Annotated in this window: 19 protein-coding genes; 10 read left to right on the forward strand and 9 right to left on the reverse strand. The window is 70.3% G+C overall.

The features are described 5' to 3' along the window. Positions 1 to 5 precede the first annotated feature (5 nt). The 4 genes from GGQ63_RS08110 to GGQ63_RS08125 all read left to right on the forward strand — a co-directional run bounded on the left by GGQ63_RS08110 (position 6) and on the right by GGQ63_RS08125 (position 3,953). Complete coding sequence (locus GGQ63_RS08110; protein WP_183854506.1) at positions 6 to 665, forward strand: alpha/beta hydrolase; 660 nt, start codon at positions 6 to 8, stop codon at positions 663 to 665. Between the two features lie 191 nt (positions 666 to 856). Beyond that, positions 857 to 2,203, forward strand: a complete 1,347-nt coding sequence (glmM, locus tag GGQ63_RS08115; protein WP_183854508.1) for a phosphoglucosamine mutase — start codon at positions 857 to 859, stop codon at positions 2,201 to 2,203. Between the two features lie 115 nt (positions 2,204 to 2,318). Next, positions 2,319 to 3,098, forward strand: coding sequence for an outer membrane protein (locus GGQ63_RS08120; RefSeq protein ID WP_183854510.1), 780 nt, complete (start codon positions 2,319 to 2,321; stop codon positions 3,096 to 3,098). 144 nt (positions 3,099 to 3,242) lie between these two features. Then, positions 3,243 to 3,953: a DUF1013 domain-containing protein gene (locus GGQ63_RS08125; protein ID WP_183854512.1), complete on the forward strand. Its 711-nt coding sequence runs from the start codon at positions 3,243 to 3,245 to the stop codon at positions 3,951 to 3,953. Between the two features lie 31 nt (positions 3,954 to 3,984). Here the strand turns inward: GGQ63_RS08125 and GGQ63_RS08130 are convergent, their stop codons facing one another. Next, complete coding sequence (locus tag GGQ63_RS08130) at positions 3,985 to 4,689, reverse strand: helix-turn-helix transcriptional regulator (protein WP_183854514.1); 705 nt, start codon at positions 4,687 to 4,689, stop codon at positions 3,985 to 3,987. A 3-nt stretch (positions 4,690 to 4,692) separates the two neighbouring features. Continuing rightward, entirely contained in the window at positions 4,693 to 5,076 is a 384-nt protein-coding gene (locus GGQ63_RS08135; RefSeq protein WP_183854516.1) for a VOC family protein, read from the reverse strand. A gap of 236 nt (positions 5,077 to 5,312) precedes the next feature. Here GGQ63_RS08135 and rpsU point away from each other — a divergent pair, with 236 nt between their 5' ends. The 3 genes from rpsU to GGQ63_RS08150 all read left to right on the forward strand — a co-directional run bounded on the left by rpsU (position 5,313) and on the right by GGQ63_RS08150 (position 7,181). Next, positions 5,313 to 5,531: a 30S ribosomal protein S21 gene (gene rpsU, locus GGQ63_RS08140; RefSeq protein WP_183854518.1), complete on the forward strand. Its 219-nt coding sequence runs from the start codon at positions 5,313 to 5,315 to the stop codon at positions 5,529 to 5,531. A gap of 168 nt (positions 5,532 to 5,699) precedes the next feature. Further along, on the forward strand, positions 5,700 to 6,602 hold the full coding sequence (locus tag GGQ63_RS08145; RefSeq protein ID WP_183855386.1) for a tetratricopeptide repeat protein: 903 nt from the start codon (positions 5,700 to 5,702) through the stop codon (positions 6,600 to 6,602). A gap of 174 nt (positions 6,603 to 6,776) precedes the next feature. After that, a complete protein-coding gene (locus GGQ63_RS08150; RefSeq protein ID WP_183854520.1) occupies positions 6,777 to 7,181 on the forward strand; it encodes a four-helix bundle copper-binding protein in 405 nt (134 codons plus the stop codon). A 17-nt stretch (positions 7,182 to 7,198) separates the two neighbouring features. On the opposite strand, the gene pyk is transcribed toward GGQ63_RS08150, so the two are convergent. The 3 genes from pyk to GGQ63_RS08165 form a co-directional block, all read right to left on the reverse strand. Then, positions 7,199 to 8,635, reverse strand: a complete 1,437-nt coding sequence (gene pyk / locus GGQ63_RS08155) for a pyruvate kinase (RefSeq protein ID WP_183854522.1) — start codon at positions 8,633 to 8,635, stop codon at positions 7,199 to 7,201. Beyond that, positions 8,632 to 9,045: a DUF1036 domain-containing protein gene (locus GGQ63_RS08160; RefSeq protein WP_246429712.1), complete on the reverse strand. Its 414-nt coding sequence runs from the start codon at positions 9,043 to 9,045 to the stop codon at positions 8,632 to 8,634. Before GGQ63_RS08160 ends, pyk begins: the two co-directional genes overlap by 4 nt. Before the next feature lie 201 nt (positions 9,046 to 9,246). Further along, positions 9,247 to 10,164: a DMT family transporter gene (locus tag GGQ63_RS08165; RefSeq protein ID WP_246429686.1), complete on the reverse strand. Its 918-nt coding sequence runs from the start codon at positions 10,162 to 10,164 to the stop codon at positions 9,247 to 9,249. Positions 10,165 to 10,292: 128 nt separating this feature from the next. On the opposite strand from GGQ63_RS08165, the gene GGQ63_RS08170 reads away from it, so the two are divergent. From GGQ63_RS08170 to GGQ63_RS08180, 3 genes are read left to right on the forward strand one after another with little or no spacing between them, the layout of a single operon-like run. Further along, positions 10,293 to 11,096, forward strand: coding sequence for an N-formylglutamate amidohydrolase (locus GGQ63_RS08170; protein WP_183855388.1), 804 nt, complete (start codon positions 10,293 to 10,295; stop codon positions 11,094 to 11,096). An 11-nt stretch (positions 11,097 to 11,107) separates the two neighbouring features. Continuing rightward, the gene (locus GGQ63_RS08175; protein WP_183854528.1) at positions 11,108 to 11,410 is read left to right on the forward strand and encodes a DUF1244 domain-containing protein; all 303 of its coding nucleotides are present in this window, start codon (positions 11,108 to 11,110) and stop codon (positions 11,408 to 11,410) included. A gap of 60 nt (positions 11,411 to 11,470) precedes the next feature. After that, complete coding sequence (locus GGQ63_RS08180) at positions 11,471 to 11,728, forward strand: DUF2312 domain-containing protein (RefSeq protein WP_183854530.1); 258 nt, start codon at positions 11,471 to 11,473, stop codon at positions 11,726 to 11,728. A 72-nt stretch (positions 11,729 to 11,800) separates the two neighbouring features. Here GGQ63_RS08180 and ftsH read toward each other — a convergent pair whose 3' ends face one another. From ftsH to pal, 4 genes are all read right to left on the reverse strand, one after another. After that, positions 11,801 to 13,723, reverse strand: coding sequence for an ATP-dependent zinc metalloprotease FtsH (gene ftsH / locus GGQ63_RS08185; RefSeq protein WP_183854539.1), 1,923 nt, complete (start codon positions 13,721 to 13,723; stop codon positions 11,801 to 11,803). A gap of 126 nt (positions 13,724 to 13,849) precedes the next feature. After that, positions 13,850 to 15,187: a tRNA lysidine(34) synthetase TilS gene (gene tilS / locus GGQ63_RS08190; protein WP_183854547.1), complete on the reverse strand. Its 1,338-nt coding sequence runs from the start codon at positions 15,185 to 15,187 to the stop codon at positions 13,850 to 13,852. Further along, positions 15,174 to 16,226, reverse strand: a complete 1,053-nt coding sequence (gene ybgF / locus GGQ63_RS08195; RefSeq protein WP_183854549.1) for a tol-pal system protein YbgF — start codon at positions 16,224 to 16,226, stop codon at positions 15,174 to 15,176. The genes tilS and ybgF overlap by 14 nt, the downstream gene beginning before the upstream one ends. Before the next feature lie 160 nt (positions 16,227 to 16,386). Further along, the gene (gene pal / locus GGQ63_RS08200; RefSeq protein WP_183854551.1) at positions 16,387 to 16,905 is read right to left on the reverse strand and encodes a peptidoglycan-associated lipoprotein Pal; all 519 of its coding nucleotides are present in this window, start codon (positions 16,903 to 16,905) and stop codon (positions 16,387 to 16,389) included. Positions 16,906 to 16,986: the final 81 nt, after the last annotated feature.

Genomic DNA, 16,986 nt, shown 5'->3' on the forward strand with positions numbered 1-16,986 from the left:
CCGAAATGACGATCACCCGTACCAGGGGGCCGGCGCCGCATGGCGGCCGGCCCGTGCTCGCCGCCGGCGCGCCGCTCGAGAAGGCGCGCGCCGCGCTGATCCTCGTGCACGGCCGCGGCTCGAACGCGCGGGACATCATCGGCCTCGCGCCGCATCTCGATGTTCCGGACGTCGCCTTCTTCGCTCCGGACGCCGGTGGCGGCGTCTGGTATCCGCAGCGCTTCATCGAGCCGACCGCGGCGAACGAGCCCTATCTCTCGGCCGCCCTCGCCGTGCTCGACGGGCTCGTCGCGGATCTGGCGGCGGCCGGCGTCCCGGCCGAGCGCGTGGCGCTCGCCGGCTTCTCGCAGGGCGCCTGCCTGACGCTCGATTACGCCGCGCGCCATGCGCGCCGCTTCGGCGCGGTCGCCGCGTGGAGCGGTGGCCTGATCGGCGCGGAGGGCGAGGCGCGGCACGATACCGGCGATCTCGCCGGCACGCCGGTGTTCCTCGGCTGTTCCGACGTCGATTTCCACATCCCGCTCGCGCGCGTGAAGGCGAGCTCGGCGGTGATGCGGGCGCGCGGCGGCCTGGTCGAGGAGCGGATCTATCCCGGGCTCGGCCACACGCTGACGGCGGACGAAATCGACTGGCTGAAAGCGCGGCTCGGCGAACTCGCGGCCTGACGGAGCGGGGAGGGACATGCGCACGCGGTTCCCTCCCTTGCCGGTCCGGCCGGCCTCGCAGCGGCCTCGGCGCGGGGAGGGCGGTCGACCGTGCGCCGGGCATTTCCGCCGCTCATCATTTTTGAACCTTCGCCCGTCAAGCTCATGGTAGAAAATGCGAGGTCGGCGTCGCGGCAACCGCAGAGGGAATGATGGCGCGCAAGTTCTTCGGCACGGACGGAATCCGCGGCACCGCCAATCGCGATCCGATCACGCCGCACATTGCGCTCCAGGTCGGCATCGCCGCCGGCCTCGCCTTCAAGAACGGCGGCCATCGCCACCGTGTCGTCATCGGCAAGGACACCCGGCTGTCGGGCTATATGATCGAGCCGGCTCTGACCGCCGGCTTCACCGCGGCCGGCATGGACGTGTTCCTGCTCGGCCCGATGCCGACGCCCGCCGTCGCGATGCTGACGCGCTCCCTGCGCGCCGATCTCGGCGTGATGATCTCCGCCTCGCACAATCCCTATGAGGACAACGGCATCAAGCTGTTCGGGCCGGACGGCTACAAGCTCTCCGACGAGACCGAGGCTCGGATCGAGGCGCTGCTCGAGGAGGATCTGAAGCCGCAGCTCGCCGCATCGGCGGCGCTCGGCCGCGCCCGGCGCATCGACGGCGTGCGCGACCGCTATATCGAGTTCGCCAAGCGGACCATGCCGAAATCCTGCGACCTGACCGGTCTGCGGATCGTCATCGACTGCGCGAACGGCGCGGCCTATCGCGTCGCGCCGGAGGTGCTGTGGGAGCTCGGCGCCGAGGTGATCTCGATCGGTGTCGAGCCGGACGGCTTCAACATCAACCGTGATGTCGGCTCGACTGCCCCCGAGGCGCTGCGCCGCAAGGTGCACGAGGTGCGCGCCGATATCGGCATCGCCCTCGACGGCGACGCCGACCGCGTCATCCTGGTCGACGAACGGGGCGAGGTCGTCGACGGCGACCAGCTGATGGCGGTGGTGGCGCAATCCTGGGCCGAGGACGGACGGCTTTCGGCGCCCGGCATCGTCGCCACGGTGATGTCCAATCTCGGGCTCGAGCGTTATCTCGGCGGCCATGGCCTGTCGCTCCACCGCACCAAGGTCGGCGATCGCTATGTCGTCGAACACATGCGGGCGCACGGCTTCAATGTCGGCGGCGAACAGTCCGGCCACATCATCCTGTCGGATTTCTCGACGACCGGCGACGGCCTCGTCGCGGCGCTGCAGGTGCTCGCCGTCGTGCGGCGCACCGGGCGGCCGGTCTCGGAGGTCTGCCGCCGCTTCGAGCCGGTGCCGCAGATCCTGAAGAACGTCCGCTTCAAGGGCGGGCGGCCGCTCGAGGCGGCGACCGTGATCGCGGCCATTCATGAGGGAGAGGCGCGGCTGTCGGGCAGCGGCCGTCTGGTGATCCGGCCTTCCGGCACCGAGCCGCTGATCCGGGTCATGGCGGAGGGCGACGATCACGGCCTCGTCGAAGCGGTGGTCGACGACATCATCGGCGCGCTGCAGGACGTCGCGGCCTGAGGGCCGCGCCGCGTGCGATGGTCAAGCGGCGTGGTTAAGCCGTTCTTAAGTCGCTGCGGTCAATCTGCCTTTTCAGAGCCGGCCCCGGGCCGAAACCGCTGAAAGGGACGAACCGATGGCACGCCCGCTCTCCCGCCATTGCGGTGGGGTGTTTCTCGCGGCGGGGCTTCTCGCGATGGCGGCCCTGCCGGTGGCGGCGGCCGATCTCGATCGGCCGGCGCCGGTCCCGTCCTTCTCCGGCTGGTATCTGCGCGGCGACATCGGCTACACGGCGCAGCGCGTCGGCAGCCTCTACAACGTCCTCTATGACGATCCGGCGATCGGCGCGGTGATCCCGACCGAGAGGGATTTCTCCCCCGCGCCCTTCATCGGCCTCGGCATCGGCTATCGCTGGAACGACGCGCTTCGCACCGATCTCACCGCCGAATACCGCTTCCGCTCGGACTTCGACGGCCGCGACGTGATCCTCGACACGGGCGGCAGCTTCGCCTTCGACGACGACTACACGGCATGGAAGGAGGAATATACCTTCCTCGCCAATCTCTATGTCGATCTCGGCCGGTTCGGACCTGTGACCCCCTTCGTCGGCGCCGGCATCGGGGCCTCCTACAATCGGATCAACGATTTCACCGACGTCAACATCGTCAACAGCGGGCTCGCCTTCGGAGACGATCACGGCGAATGGCATCTCGCCTGGGCGCTGCATGCCGGTCTCGCCTGGCAGGTCTCGGACCGCATGACGCTCGAACTCGCCTACCGCTATCTCGATCTCGGCGGGGCGGCGAGCGGCGATCTCGTCACCTATACCGGCACAAACGCCGTCGACAATCCGATGGAGTTTCGGGACCTGACCTCGCACGACGTCAAGCTGGCCGTCCGCTACGACCTGCAATAGGCGGCCGGCGGGCGGCACGAAGGGGGCGATCGACGGGCGGTTTGATTAACCGGCTCCGCGGCGCTATATAGGGTCTATTCCCGCATTCCCCGATCGAATGCGCTTGTCCGGCAGGCCAGCCGGGCGGGCGACCAGGAGAGAATTATGTCCGCCACCCCTCTGATGCCGAAGGCGACCGCCGTCTGGCTGGTCGAGAACACCGCGCTGTCCTTCGACCAGATCGCCGAGTTCTGCCGGCTGCATCCGCTCGAGGTGAAGGCGATCGCCGATGGCGAGGCCGCGCAGGCGATCAAGGGCCTCGACCCGGTCTCGACCGGCCAGCTCACCCGCGAGGAGATCGAGCGCGGTCAGCGCGACACCAAATATCGCCTCAAAATGGCCGAGACGAAGGTCCGCGTGCCGGCGCAGAAGCGCCGCGGCCCGCGCTACACGCCCGTGTCGCGCCGCCAGGACCGGCCGAACGCCATCCTCTGGCTGCTGCGCAACCATCCCGAGCTGAAGGACGCCGCGATCATGCGGCTCGTCGGCACGACCAAGCCGACGATCGACTCGATCCGCAACCGGCAGCACTGGAACTCGGCCAATCTGACGCCGAGCGATCCGGTGACGCTCGGCCTCTGCTCGCAGATCGACCTCGACCTCGAAGTCGAGCGCGCCTCGAAGAACGCGCCGCCGCGCGAGGTGGAGGGCGCGACGCTGCTGTCGGCCGAGCAGACGACGGCGGCCGACGCGCTCGCCGCGGCAGCGATGCGGTCCGGCCGCCGCGACGACGACGAACTGGACGCCGAGGCGGTGTTCGCCAAGCTCAAGTCGCTGAAAGGGCCGGTCGAGGACGACGAGGACGACGCCTACTGAGTTCCGCCGCCGGGCGGCGCTGCCGCCCGGATCACGGCCGGCCCTCCGCCTGCGGGCAGAGGGCCTCGAGCCCGGCGATGAAGTCGGAATATTCCCGGCCCGGCTCGACCGGGAAGGGCTCGCCCTCGGCATCGAGGATCGTGATGCGCTCGACGCGGAACGCCCGGAAGGCGACCCGCAGCTCGCACCAGCTCTCGAGCGTCCAGACGCCGCCCCAGAAATGCAGGGCGAGCGGCCGTACCGTGCGCGAGGACGGAGCCCCGGCGAGCGAGCAGTAGTCGAAGCGGATGCGCCGCCGCCTATCGATCGCGGCGGCGATCGTATCGAGCCGCGCCCGCACCGCGGGATCGAGCCGGCGGCCCGGCGCATAGACGGCGATCCGCTCGGCCGCCGCCATCCGCTCGCCGGGCACGACGGCGGCGATGCGCGACAGCGCCTCGCGGGCCGCCCGCGACAGGCCGGCGCCGGCCCAGGCCTCGACCATGCGGGCGCCGACGATGAGCGCCTCGATCTCCTTCGGCGTGAACATGATCGGCGGCAGGGTGTAGCCGGGCCTGAGCAGGTAGCCGACGCCGGCCGCGCCGTCGATCGGCACGCCCGAGGCCTGCAGGTCCGCCACATCCCGGTAGATGGTGCGGACCGAGACCTCGAGCCGTTCGGCGAGCGCCGCCGCCTTGACCGCCCGATCGCCCCGCATCAGGCGGACGATCTCGAACAGGCGGTCGGCCCGGCGCATCGCTCAGGCCGCGGCGTGCAGGCCGACGACATTGCCCTCGGTGTCGCCGACGATGAAGAAGGCGCCCATATCGGCGGGCAGCGTGACCTTGTCGCTCAGCAGCCTGCCGCCGGCCGCCTCGACCCGCCCGACAACGGCGTCGAGCCGGCCGTCGCAATTGAGATAGACGAGCGTGCCGCCCGGACCCGGCGCGTGCTGCGCCGAGCCGACGATCGCGCCGGAGACGCCGGTCCCCTCATAGGGGAAGATCGCGAGCCGCATGGCGCCCATGTCCTCCCGTCGGAGCGTCGTTGCGAAGATCGTCTCGTAGAAGGCGACGGCGCGATCGAAGTCAAGGCTCGCGATTTCGAACCAGACGACGACGTTGCGCGGGGTGGTCTCGGCCATGATGTCTTCTCCTCGGCCCGGATCGGGCACGGAGGAAAGCCTAGCGACACGCTGCTGACAGCCTGCCGTCAGCAGAGCTGCACAGCGTCCGGCGGGTGCTTGCCTTTGACAGACCGCCGCCCCGTCTGGTATTGGAGCGCCAGATTCGAGGTCGGATCGACCGCGAGCCATTGGGCTCGCCCCCTCGCCGACCGCACCGAACCCAGATCGACCCGGCTCAGAATAGGACGCACGGCGTGCAGGTACTCGTTCGCGACAACAATGTCGACCAGGCCCTCAAGGCGCTCAAGAAGAAGATGCAGCGCGAGGGTATCTTCCGCGAGATGAAGCTCCGCGGCCATTACGAGAAGCCCTCCGAGAAGCGCGCTCGCGAGAAGGCGGAGGCGATCCGCCGCGCCCGCAAGCGCGCCCAGCGCGAAGGCGCGATCGCCGCGCCGGCGAAGACCAAGCGCTGATCGAGGCGATCTCCCGGCGGCATGCCCTTGTTTCGCCGGGTTTGCGGGCTTGATGTCGAGGGTGATGGAACGGTGACGTTCCGTCGCCCTTTTCGTCGTGGACGTCCGCGCATGTGGGCGGGTGGCCCAGCGCCGGGCTGCCGTGAGGATTATGGAGCGGCATTGACGATGATCGAGCGGCGAAGAGCTTCCGCGCCCCGTGGTGTCGGTTCCGGCGCTCCGGGCGAACGCAAGCCGATGGCCTTCGTGCTGCTCGCCGTCGCGGCCTTCGCCCTCGCCGCCTGCCAGTCGACCCAGTCGAGCCTGCACGATTTCGAGGCGCCGGGAGAGACCGACAGCGCCGGTACCGGCTCGGAAGTCAATCTCGCCTCGCTGACCGAAGTGGTGCAGCGCAATCCGAACGACGCCACCGCCTACAATGTCCGCGGCACGGCGCTCGGCCGTTCCGGCCGGTTCGAAGAAGCCTATGCCGATTTCAGCCGGGCGATCGAACTCAACCCGTCCTTCTATCAGGCCTATTCGAACCGCGCGCTGGTGCAGCGCCGGCTCGGCCGCGATCCGCTCGCGCTCGCCGACTACAACGCCGCCATTCAGATCAACCCGGACTATGCCGACGCCTATGTCGGCCGCGGCAATCTCTATCGCTCGTCCGGCCAGCTCGACTTCGCGCTCAATGATTACAGCCGGGCGATCGAGCTCAATCCCGTCGATCCCCGCGGCTATTTCAACCGCGGCTCGCTCTATCAGCAGGTCGGCCGGCACGAGGACGCGATCTCCGACTTCAACGCCTCGATGACCTATGCGCCGAACGCCTTCGACACGTTCAATGCGCGCGGCCTGTCCTATCTGGCGATCGCCGATTACAAGGCCGCGCTCGACGATTTCAACGAGGCGATCAAGCGCGACCGCAACTCCGCCGAGGCGTGGACCAATCAGGCGATCGCGCTCGAGAAGCTCGGCGAGCCCGGCAAGGCGTTCAACGCCTATGCCCGCGCCGTGACGCTGAAGCCGAACTACCGCCCGGCGCAGGACGGCATGCGCCGCACCCAGGGTAGCGCCTCGTCCGCCTGAGACGGGGGCGACGGGTGGCCGGAGAGGCTGCCCCGGCCGCCGGAGGGCGGACGCGGTCGCCGCGCCCTGCGCGGGCGAACCCGCCTTTACCATAACGAAGACTTCCCCCTCGCGTCAGGGAACCTTGTCCGCGGCTGCGCCTTGTTGCGATGCAACAGGGGCGAGGGGGCCATCATGTACGCGGAACATCCCGAAGGGGCGACCGGTCGTGCGCCCGAGGCGGGCGACGATTCGCTCGAGCGGCTGATCGCCGTCTGCCTCGCCTGCGCCGCCCGGTGTGGCGCCTGTGCCGATGCTTGTCTGGCAGGCGATGACCGGCTGGGGCGCTGCGGCCGGCTCGCGCTCGATTGTGCCGCGATCTGCCGGGCCACGGCTTTGTCGGGCCGCTGGCGGACGGAGGCGAGCCAAGCGATGCTGACGGCGTTGATCGCCACCTGTGCCGCCGCCTGCCGTGCCTGCGCGGAAGAATGCGGCCGTCACGCCGACGCTTCGGACCCCTGCGCCCATGGCGCGGCGGCCTGCCGCGTCTGTGAGGAGGAATGCCGTGCGGCGCTCGCCCGATGGCGCGCGCCGCACTGAACGCGCGGGCCTCGGCTTCAGACGCCCGAGCGGCCGTCGCTGCCGACGAAGGCGATGCGCAGCATGTTGGTAGCGCCGGGCGTGCCGAGCGGAACGCCCGCGGTGATGATGACCCGCTGGCCGGGCTTGGCGAGACCGGCTTCGTGGGCGACGCGGCAGGCGCGGTCGACCATGTCGTCGTGATCGCGCGCGTCCTCCGACAGCACGCAGTGCAGTCCCCAGACGAGAGACAGGCGGCGCACCGTGTTGACGACCGGCGACAGCGCGATGATCGGCATTTCGGGCCGTTCGCGCGCGGCGCGCAGTCCGGTCCCGCCCGACGAGGTGTAGCAGCAGATCGCCGCCAGATTGAGCGTTTCGGCGATCTGGCGCGCGGCGGCGGAGATCGCGTCGGCGCCGGTCGCCTCGGGCTCGGTGCGCTGGGCGTGCATGATGTTCTTGTGCAGCGCGTCCCGCTCGACCTCCTGGGCGATGCGGTCCATCGTCGACACGGCCTCGACGGGGAAGGCGCCGGCGGCGCTTTCCGCCGAGAGCATGATCGCGTCGGCGCCCTCGAACACCGCGGTCGCGACGTCCGACACCTCGGCGCGCGTCGGCACCGGGGCGGTGATCATCGATTCGAGCATCTGGGTGGCGACGACCACCGGCTTGCCGGCGCGGCGGGCGGCGCGGGTCAGCTGCTTCTGGATGCCCGGCACCTTCTCGAGCGGCATCTCGACGCCGAGATCGCCGCGCGCGACCATCAGCGCATCCGAGATCTCGATGATCTCGTCGATGCGGGCGACCGCCTGCGGCTTCTCGATCTTCGACATCACGCCGGCGCGGCCGCGGGTGATCTTGCGCACCTCGGCGACGTCCTCGGGGCGCTGGATGAAGGACAGGGCGATCCAGTCGACATCCGCCTCGAGCGCGGCGTCGAGATCGGAGCGGTCCTTCTCGGTCAGCGCGCCGGTGCCGATCGTCGTGTCGGGGACGCTGACGCCCTTGCGGTCGGAGACCTTGACGCCGACCTCGATCGTCGTCACCGCCCGCTTGCCGTCGCAGGACAGCACGCGCATGCGCACCTTGCCGTCGTCGATCAGCAGCCGATGGCCGGGTTGCAGCGCCTCGAGGATCTCCGGATGCGGCAGGAAGACGCGCTCGGCATTGCCGGGGGTCGGGTCCGAATCGAGGACGAATTGCTGGCCGACGATGATGTCGACCGCCTTGTCGGTGAAGGTGCCGAGCCGCAGCTTCGGACCCTGCAGATCGGCGAGGATGCCGATCGGCCGGCCGACCTCGCTCTCGATCTGACGGATCGTGCGCACCAGCTCACGCAGCTTGTCGTGCGGCGTGTGGCTCATATTGATGCGGAAGACGTCCGCCCCGGCATGGAACAGGGCGGTGATGGTCGCCTTCTCCGAGGAGGCGGGTCCCAGCGTCGCCAGAATCTTCACTTTACGCGAACGTCTCATCGGGCCCCGTTCCCCTGCTGTGTCGGCTCGGTCAACTGGACCGTCCAGCTCGTCTGTTCACCCGTGTCGACCTCGAAGAAGCCGGCGCGATCATAACCCCGAGCGATGCAGTCCTCGATCCCCTCGATCGTGAACATGCGGTCGCGGGTGCACATTGTATACTTCCCGCTCCATTCGCCCCCCAGGTCGTAGTCGACCGCATAGACGTAATAATAGCGTGACACCAGCGTACCCGAGACGAGCGTCTCGCAGGTGTTGGCGGCGACGTTCCACCATCCTTCGGTGGTCCAGCGCTGCCGCTCCTTATAGCCGATGGCGACGCCGACGCGGCTCGTCGTCTTGTTGCACAGACGCAGATCGGCGTGGGCCGGCGTGACGGGAAAGGCAAGAAAGGCGAACGCGGCGATCATCGCCGCCCCGGCGCCTGATGTGAGCTTGCTGCCGAATCGGATCGATGCGGTCATGAACCGTTGATACAAATTTCGAAGACTTATGGCGTTACCCCTTTCGCGCTGTCAACCGCGAGACCGCCCGGGGCGGGCCGCGCCGACCGCACGATGCCGCGGTTTTCAAGGGCGAACGCGGCATCATCATGACGCCCCGCGGGGGGCTCATGTCGTACGCCTCGGCCGGGCGACATAGATGCCGACGAGGATCAGCGCGCCGCCGGCGGCCTGGGCGATGCCGATCGGCTCGGCGAGGAACAGCCAGCCGAACAGCGCCGCGGCGATCGCCTCGAGGAAGATCACGAGGGAGGAGAAGGCGGCGGGCAGGTGGCCGAGGGCGAAGGCGAGCAGGCCCTGGCCGCCGGAATGGCTGACGAAGGCGAGCGCGGCGACCGCCGCCCAGCCGGCGGGGCTCGCGGGCAGGATGCGATCCTCGAGCGCGAGCGCGACGGCGAGGAGGACGATGCTCGTCACGAGGGTCGACATCAAGGTGATCGCCGCGGCGCCGTGCCGCGCCCGGGCGCGGCGCACGGCGAGCACATAGGCGCCGAAAAAGGCCGAGGTGACGATGCCGTAGACGTCGCCGGCGAGCCGCTCCGGGGCGAAGCCGATCGTCGCGCCGACGAGCGCCGCCGCGCCGCCGAGGCAGAAGGCGAGCCCGACGAGCACCATCCCGCCGACGCGCTCCTTGAGCACGAGCGCCGAGCCGAGCACCACCCAGACCGGCATCATCGTCGCGAGGAAGGTGGCGTTCGCGACCGTCGTGTTCATGATCGCGAGGTGCCAGAAGAAGAGGTCGCCGGCAAAGAAAAGGCCCGCGGCGAGCACCGCGCCGTCGAAGCGCAGGATCGAGGCCGCCGGCCGTCCGGCATGCCGCGCCTCGGCGAACGCCCAGACGGCGAGCACGGGCAGGGCGCCGGCGACGCGCCAGAAGGCGCTGGCGAACGGTCCGATATCGGCGAGCCGGACGAAGACCGGGGAGATGCCCATCGCCACGGCGCCGAGCACCAGCGCGAGGAAGGGGAGGGCGGAGTGGCCGGCGGCCGGCGCGGCAGCAGGCGAAGAGGCGGGCGATGAGGCCAAGGGGGACGTCCGGATTGGGGTCCACATTCCTATGGCAGCGCCGCCGCGCCGTCACTATCATCCGCGCCATGCTCGACCGTTTCGAACCCGCCGGCCGCGGCGCCGCCGATCCCCCGGCCGTGCCGGTCATGGCGCAGCATGCGGAGGCCTTCGAGATCCTCGCCGGCGACGCCGGTTCGGGGCTCGTCTTTCTGTGCGACCACGCGACCGCGATCGTGCCGCCCGACTATGGCGATCTCGGCCTGCCGGCGGCCGAGTTTCGCCGCCACATCGCCTTCGACATCGGTGCGGAAGCGGTGACGCGCGGGCTCGCCGCCCGTTTCGGGGCGCCGGCCGTCCTGTCGCGCTTCTCGCGCCTCGTCATCGATCCCAATCGCGGCACGGACGATCCGACGCTGTTGATGCGGCTCTCCGACGGCGCCGTTGTGCCCGGCAATGCGCGGGCCGATGCGGAAGAGCGGACGCGCCGGATCGCGCGGTTCTGGACGCCCTATGACGAGGCGATCGGCCGCACCGTGCGCGCCGCGCTCGGCAGCGGCCGGGTGCCCTCGATCGTCTCGATCCATTCCTTCACGCCGGTGTGGAAGGGCGTGCCGCGGCCCTGGCACGCCGGCATATTGTGGGACGCCGATCCGCGCCTCGCCCGGCCGCTCGTCGATGCGCTCGGCGCCGACGGCACGATGGCGGTCGGCGACAACGAGCCCTATGACGGAGCGCTCGCCGGCGATGTGCTCTATCGCCACGCGACCCGGCGCGGCCTGCCTAACGCGCTCATCGAGCTGCGGCAGGACCTCGTTGCGGAGGCGGACGGCGTCGCCGCCTGGGTGGCGCGGATCGCCGCGGCGCTCGCCGCGATCCGCTTCGCGCCGGACCTCGCCGAGCGGCGCTGGTTCGGCTCGCGCAGCGGGCCGGTGACGCCGCGGGACGATTAGAGAGGACGATCATGGACATCGACGACGAGACCCGCACCGCGCTCGAGGCGGCCGCCTTCCGGCGCCTCCTCGCCCATCTCGCCAGCCGCAGCGACGTGCAGAACATCGACCTGATGAACCTCGCCGGCTTCTGCCGCAACTGCCTCGCCAACTGGTACCAGGACGCCGCCACAGAGCGCGGCCTCCCCCTCGACAAGGCGGCGGCGCGCGAGGTCGTCTATGGCATGCCCTATGACGAATGGCGGGCGCTCCACCAGAAGGAGGCGAGCGCCGACGCGCAGGCCGCCTTCGCCGCCCGCCGCCCGGACCATTGACCGAGGGGCCGCGATCGGGCACTCACGCCGACCGGTTCGCCGAACAGAGGATTTCCATTCATGGCCGACGAGACCTCCAACCCCGGCGGCGTCGCCGCTGCGGAACTGCGCCAGTTCGTCGAGCGCATCGAGCGGCTCGAGGAGGAGAAGAAGGGCATCGCCGACGACATCAAGGATGTCTATGCGGAGCTCAAGGGCCGCGGCTACGACACCAAGGCCGTGAAGCGCATCGTGGCGCTCCGCAAGAAGGACGCCAATGAGCGCGAGGAGGAGGAGGCGATCCTCGAACTCTACAAGAACGCGCTCGGCATGGCCTGAGGCCGGCCGGAAACGAAACCGCCCGCGCGGAGGGCGCGGGCGGCGAAGCGGTCGTGACGGTGGGTGGGCCGATCAGGCCTGAGGCTGGGGCTCCAGGCCCTGTTCGGGCTCGTCGCCCTTCGGCCGGCCCTTCGTCACCGGAACGACCGAGGCGCGGGTCGGCGGCTGATCGTCGCCCGAATCGCGCAGCGGCGGCTTGCCGGCGAGCAGGCCGCGGATCTCCTCGCCCGACAGCGTCTCGTATTCGAGCAGGCCCTGCGCGAGCGTCTCGAGATCGGCGTGCTTCTCGGTCAGGATGCGGCGCGCCTCCTCGAGACCCATCTCCACCAGCCGGCGGATTTCGGCGTCGATCTTCTGCGAGGTCTCCTCGGAGATGTTCTGGGTCCGCGACACCGAGTGGCCGAGGAACACCTCCTCCTGGTTCTCGCCATAGGCGACCGTGCCGAGCTCCTTCGAGAAGCCCCAGCGGGTGACCATGGCGCGGGCGAGCCGGGTCGCCTGCTCGATATCCGAGGCGGCGCCCGAGGTGACCCGCTCGGCACCGAAGATCATCTCCTCGGCGATGCGGCCCCCCATCATGATGGCGAGGCGCGAGGTCATCTGCTGATAGCTCATCGAGAGCTTGTCGCGCTCGGGAAGCTGCATGACCATGCCGAGGGCGCGGCCGCGCGGGATGATCGTCGCCTTGTGCACCGGGTCGGTCGCCGGAACGTTCAACGCGACGATGGCGTGGCCGGCCTCGTGATAGGCGGTCAGCCGCTTCTCGTCTTCCGTCATCACGAGGGTGCGCCGTTCGGCGCCCATCATCACCTTGTCCTTGGCGTCCTCGAACTCCGCCATCGTCACCATGCGCTTGTTGCGCCGGGCGGCCATCAGCGCGGCCTCGTTGACGAGGTTCATCAGGTCGGCGCCCGAAAAGCCGGGCGTGCCGCGGGCGAGCACCTTGAGGTCGACATCGGGCGCGAGCGGCACCTTGCGGGCGTGAACCTTCAGGATCTTCTCGCGGCCGACGACGTCCGGATTGGGGACGACGACCTGCCGGTCGAAGCGGCCGGGGCGCAGCAGCGCCGGGTCGAGCACGTCCGGCCGGTTGGTCGCGGCGATGATGATGATGCCTTCGTTCGGCTCGAAACCGTCCATCTCGACGAGCAGCTGGTTGAGCGTCTGCTCACGCTCGTCATTGCCGCCGCCGAGCCCGGCGCCACGATGCCGGCCGACCGCGTCGATCTCGTCGATGAAGATGATGCAGGGCGCGTTCTTCTTCGCCTGCTCGAACATGTCGCGGACACGGCTCGCGCCGACGCCGACGAACATCTCGACGAAGTCGGAGCCCGAGATCGTGAAGAAGGGCACGTTCGCCTCGCCGGCGACGGCGCGCGCGGTCAGCGTCTTGCCGGTGCCCGGCGGACCGACGAGCAGCACGCCGCGCGGAATCCGTCCGCCGAGGCGCTGGAACTTCTGCGGATCGCGCAGGAATTCGACGATTTCCTGCAGGTCTTCCTTCGCCTCGTCGATGCCGGCGACATCCTCGAAGGTGACGCGGCCATGCGCCTCGGTGAGGAGCTTCGCCTTCGACTTGCCGAAGCCCATCGCCTTGCCGCCGGAGCCCTGCATCTGCCGCATGAAGAAGATCCAGACGGCGAGGATCAGGAACATCGGGAACCAGGAGATCAGCACGCCGATCAGCGAGGTGCCGCCGTCCGTCAGCGGCTTCGCCGCGATCGTGACGTTGCGCGCCTCGAGCCGCTTGACGAGGTCTGGATCGTCCGGCGCGTAGGTCTGGAACTGGGTGTTGTCGTTGAAGGCGCCGGTGATCTGCTGGCCGGAGATCGTCACCTGCCGGACCCGGCCGCCCTCCACTTCCGAAAGGAACTGGGAATAGGTGATGTCGCTGCCCGAGATGCGCGGACCCGGCGCCTGGAACAGATTGAACAGCGCGATCAGAAGCAGGCCGATGATGACCCACAGGGCGAAATTGCGGAAGTTCGGGTTCATCGCGATCCCTGAGCGTTGGGGCCGAAGCCCCTGTTGGCCTCTAAGATAGGTGGACGGGCCGGTGAAGTGAAGCCGAGCATTCCGCGTGATCTTGCGGAAAATAGGATGTGCGAGGCTGTCTTCGGGTCAAACACCCGTCTCCGGGGGGCGTTCCGCGAGCCGCGCGGCGACGATCGGGCGCGCTTCGAAGGCGAAGGCCGCGGTCTCCCCGCCGGCGAGCACGCCGAGGCCGCCGACCGCGAGGATGCGTTCTCGAAGGCGCAGCGTCGGCAGGGTCTCGATCGCCCGGCGCGGTGCGGCGGGCAGAAGGCCGGCGAGCGCCCGGCGGCCATCGGGTCCGAGCGGGCCGAGGGTCGGGCCGGCGAGCCCTTCCGGCACATCGATGGCCATCGCGAAGCGGCCGTCCCAGACCAGCTCGCATCGACCGGCGACCGGCTGCGTCGAAAGGCCCGCCCGGCCGGCTTCGCGGGAGAAGCGGAAGACACCGTTCCCGTGCTCGACGTGCAGCCCGGCGAGCGTGCGGGAGAGCGGCGCGCCGGCGAGGGCCGCGCGCATCGCCGCATCGAGCCGTTCGAGCCGGTCGAGCCGCGGCACCACCGCGCCGCCGCCGGCGGCCCGCAGGATCCGCGCGAGCACGCGTAGCCCGATCTCGTCCGGCGCTTCCGCCCAGGCGGCCGCATCGAGCGCGACGGCGGCGGCGAAGTCGACCGCGACATGACCGGCGATCAGCCGGTCGGCGACCGCTTCCAGCGCATCGGCGGCACGGCCGAGCGCCTGCGCCGTCGCGGCGAGGCGGGCGGCGTCGAACCCCTCGGCGGCGAGCCGCGGCATCAGCGCGCGCAGCCGGGCGCGGGCGAAGCGGGGATCGGTATTGTGCGGATCCTCGACCGGCAGGCCGGGCGGCAGCGTGACGCCGTCGAGCGCCGTGCGCAGCCGGGCGCGCGGCAGGTCGAGGAGGGGGCGGAGGAGCGGCAGGCCGTTGTGAAGGCTCTCCGGACGCATGGCCGCGAGGCCGTAGACGCCGGAGCCGCGGGCGAGCCGCAGCAGGAAGGTCTCGGCCTGGTCGTCGCGGTGATGGGCGGTGACGAGCGCTTCGGCGCCGTCGGCGCGGGCCGCATCGGCGAGCAGGCGATAGCGCGCGGCACGGGCGGCGGCCTCGATGTCGGCGGTGGGGGCGGGGCCCCGACGCACGAGCACCCGGCAGGCACGGCCGAGCCTGGCGGCGAAGGCGGCGACCGCGGCGGCCTCGGCGGCGGAGCCGGCGCGCAGCGCGTGGTCGACGGTCAGGACGAGGAGGTCGGCGGGGGCGGCGCCGCTCCGTGCCCAGCGATCGACGAGGACGAGGAGGGCGAGCGAATCGGGGCCGCCGGAAACGGCGAGGGCGAGCCGGCGATGGCCGGCGAGCGGCGCGAAGAGCGCGGCGAGCGTGGCGTCGTCGATCGGCCGGTGGTCAGCAGCTCGCACGCTTCTGTTCGGCCTGCACCCGGTCGACGAGCGCTCTGGTCGCCTTCGGATACTGCTTCAGGGTCTGCGCATAGGTGGCGCAGGCGGCGTCGCGCTGGTTGAGGCCGGCGAGCGACAGGCCGAGCTTCAGCAGCATGTCGGGCGCCTTGTCGCTCTGCGGATAGCGCTTGTAGCCGGTCAGGAACTCGTCCGCCGCGTCGCGCAGCTCGCCGCGCTGATAGAGGCTCTCGCCGAGCCAGTACTGCGCGTCGCCGGCGAGGCCGTCATCGGGATAGCTCGCGAGAAAGGTCCGGAACGAGGTTTCGGCGAGGGCGTAATCGCCGGACAGGACGAGATTGTAGGCGTTCTCGTAGTCCCCCCGGGCATTGCCCGTCGGGGCGGGCGCCTCGGGACGCACCGGCTGGGCGGCGGCGCCCGCGCCGAGCGCGGAGAGGTCGATCGGACCGCCGGCGTCGGCGGGCGGCGCCGCATTGGGGTCGAGCGTCAGCGTGCCGAGGTCGCGCGGCGGTGTGCCGGGACCGCCGGGCGCGACCGGCTCGAGGCCGAGATCGTCGCCCGAGCCCGGCCCGCCATCGATCACCGAGCCGATCGCGTCGCCTTGGGCGGGCGTCGGTGCGGCGGCGGTGCGCGGCGGCGCCGAGGCGGCGGCCTCCGCCCGCGGCGGCGCGGCGGGCGTGTGCGCCGGAGCCTCGCCGCGGCGCTGCGGCGGACGGGCGGCCCCGCCGCCTTCCAGCTGCTGCAGGCGGAACTCGACGTCGTCCTGCTGCCGCTTCAGCTGGTCCTGCAGCTGACGGACCTGGTGCTGCAGCTCCTCGACCTGGCCGGTGAGCAGCCGCATCTGGTCCTCGACCCGCTCGATCCGCAGGGTGAACTGCGCCTCGGCCGAACTCGACGACTGCGCGGCGGGCGCGCTGCCGACATCCTGAGGCGGCTGCCCGTCGCGGCCGCGCAGGCGGTCGAACAGACCGGCATCCGCGGTGCCCGCAAAGGTCGCGAGGGCGACGAAGCCGGCCGCGAGGAAGACGATCGATCGCTTCATCTCTGATCCGTTCTCAAAGGCCGCGGCGGCTCGGATCCGCCCTGCGGTTGTCCTAACATTGTCGGCGGCAGTTCCGACGAAAATTTGACGCACCGTGCCGCCGAAACGAAAGCGGCGGCCGCAAGGCCGCCGCGATCCGCGCCGTCCGGGTGCGGGTGGCTCAGCTGCCGGCGTTGTCGAGCACCGTCACCGCGCGGCGGTTCTGCGACCAGCAGGAGATGTCGTTGCAGACCGCGACCGGGCGCTCCTTGCCGTAGGAGATGGTGCGGATCCGGCTCGGATTGATGCCGCGCGAAACGAGATAGTTCTTGACGTTCGAGGACCGGCGGGCGCCGAGACCGATATTGTATTCGCGCGTGCCGCGCTCGTCGGCATGGCCTTCGACGATCACGGTGTAGCGCGGATACTGCTGCAGCCACTGCGCCTGGCGGTCGAGCGTGACGCGGCCGGCCGACGAGACTTCCGTCTGGTCGGTTTCGAAGAAGACGCGGTCGCCGACATTGACGACGAAATCCTGCGCGCTGCCCGGGGTGGCGGCGCCACCGGCCCCGAGGGCCCCGCCGCCGAGGCCGCCCGCAGCGTCCGCGCCCGGCTTGCTGGCGCAGGCGGCGAGCATCAGGGCAGCGGCGATGAGGAGCGCGTAGCGCCCACCCTGCGAAACCGATCGAATTGCGTTCATCGAGATGACTCCTTGTCCACCATACCCGGACATGGGGGACGCTCATAACAGGCGCTTGGTTAAGCACCGGTTGAGAGACAT

The organism is Prosthecomicrobium pneumaticum, assembly GCF_014199915.1.
In the GTDB taxonomy this organism is placed as follows: Bacteria; Pseudomonadota; Alphaproteobacteria; order Rhizobiales; family Kaistiaceae; genus Prosthecomicrobium; species Prosthecomicrobium pneumaticum.

What these genes read in the sequence shown, in the direction of transcription:
- GGQ63_RS08110 (WP_183854506.1), top strand. Translation starts at nt 6, where the DNA reads ATGACGATCACCCGTACCAGGGGGCCGGCGCCGCATGGCGGCCGGCCC.
- glmM (WP_183854508.1), top strand. Translation starts at nt 857, where the DNA reads ATGGCGCGCAAGTTCTTCGGCACGGACGGAATCCGCGGCACCGCCAAT.
- GGQ63_RS08120 (WP_183854510.1), top strand. Translation starts at nt 2,319, where the DNA reads ATGGCACGCCCGCTCTCCCGCCATTGCGGTGGGGTGTTTCTCGCGGCG.
- GGQ63_RS08125 (WP_183854512.1), top strand. Translation starts at nt 3,243, where the DNA reads ATGTCCGCCACCCCTCTGATGCCGAAGGCGACCGCCGTCTGGCTGGTC.
- GGQ63_RS08130 (WP_183854514.1), bottom strand. Translation starts at nt 4,689, where the DNA reads ATGCGCCGGGCCGACCGCCTGTTCGAGATCGTCCGCCTGATGCGGGGC.
- GGQ63_RS08135 (WP_183854516.1), bottom strand. Translation starts at nt 5,076, where the DNA reads ATGGCCGAGACCACCCCGCGCAACGTCGTCGTCTGGTTCGAAATCGCG.
- GGQ63_RS08145 (WP_183855386.1), top strand. Translation starts at nt 5,700, where the DNA reads ATGATCGAGCGGCGAAGAGCTTCCGCGCCCCGTGGTGTCGGTTCCGGC.
- GGQ63_RS08150 (WP_183854520.1), top strand. Translation starts at nt 6,777, where the DNA reads ATGTACGCGGAACATCCCGAAGGGGCGACCGGTCGTGCGCCCGAGGCG.
- pyk (WP_183854522.1), bottom strand. Translation starts at nt 8,635, where the DNA reads ATGAGACGTTCGCGTAAAGTGAAGATTCTGGCGACGCTGGGACCCGCC.
- GGQ63_RS08160 (WP_246429712.1), bottom strand. Translation starts at nt 9,045, where the DNA reads ATGATCGCCGCGTTCGCCTTTCTTGCCTTTCCCGTCACGCCGGCCCAC.
- GGQ63_RS08170 (WP_183855388.1), top strand. Translation starts at nt 10,293, where the DNA reads ATGGCGCAGCATGCGGAGGCCTTCGAGATCCTCGCCGGCGACGCCGGT.
- GGQ63_RS08175 (WP_183854528.1), top strand. Translation starts at nt 11,108, where the DNA reads ATGGACATCGACGACGAGACCCGCACCGCGCTCGAGGCGGCCGCCTTC.
- GGQ63_RS08180 (WP_183854530.1), top strand. Translation starts at nt 11,471, where the DNA reads ATGGCCGACGAGACCTCCAACCCCGGCGGCGTCGCCGCTGCGGAACTG.
- ftsH (WP_183854539.1), bottom strand. Translation starts at nt 13,723, where the DNA reads ATGAACCCGAACTTCCGCAATTTCGCCCTGTGGGTCATCATCGGCCTG.
- ybgF (WP_183854549.1), bottom strand. Translation starts at nt 16,226, where the DNA reads ATGAAGCGATCGATCGTCTTCCTCGCGGCCGGCTTCGTCGCCCTCGCG.
- pal (WP_183854551.1), bottom strand. Translation starts at nt 16,905, where the DNA reads ATGAACGCAATTCGATCGGTTTCGCAGGGTGGGCGCTACGCGCTCCTC.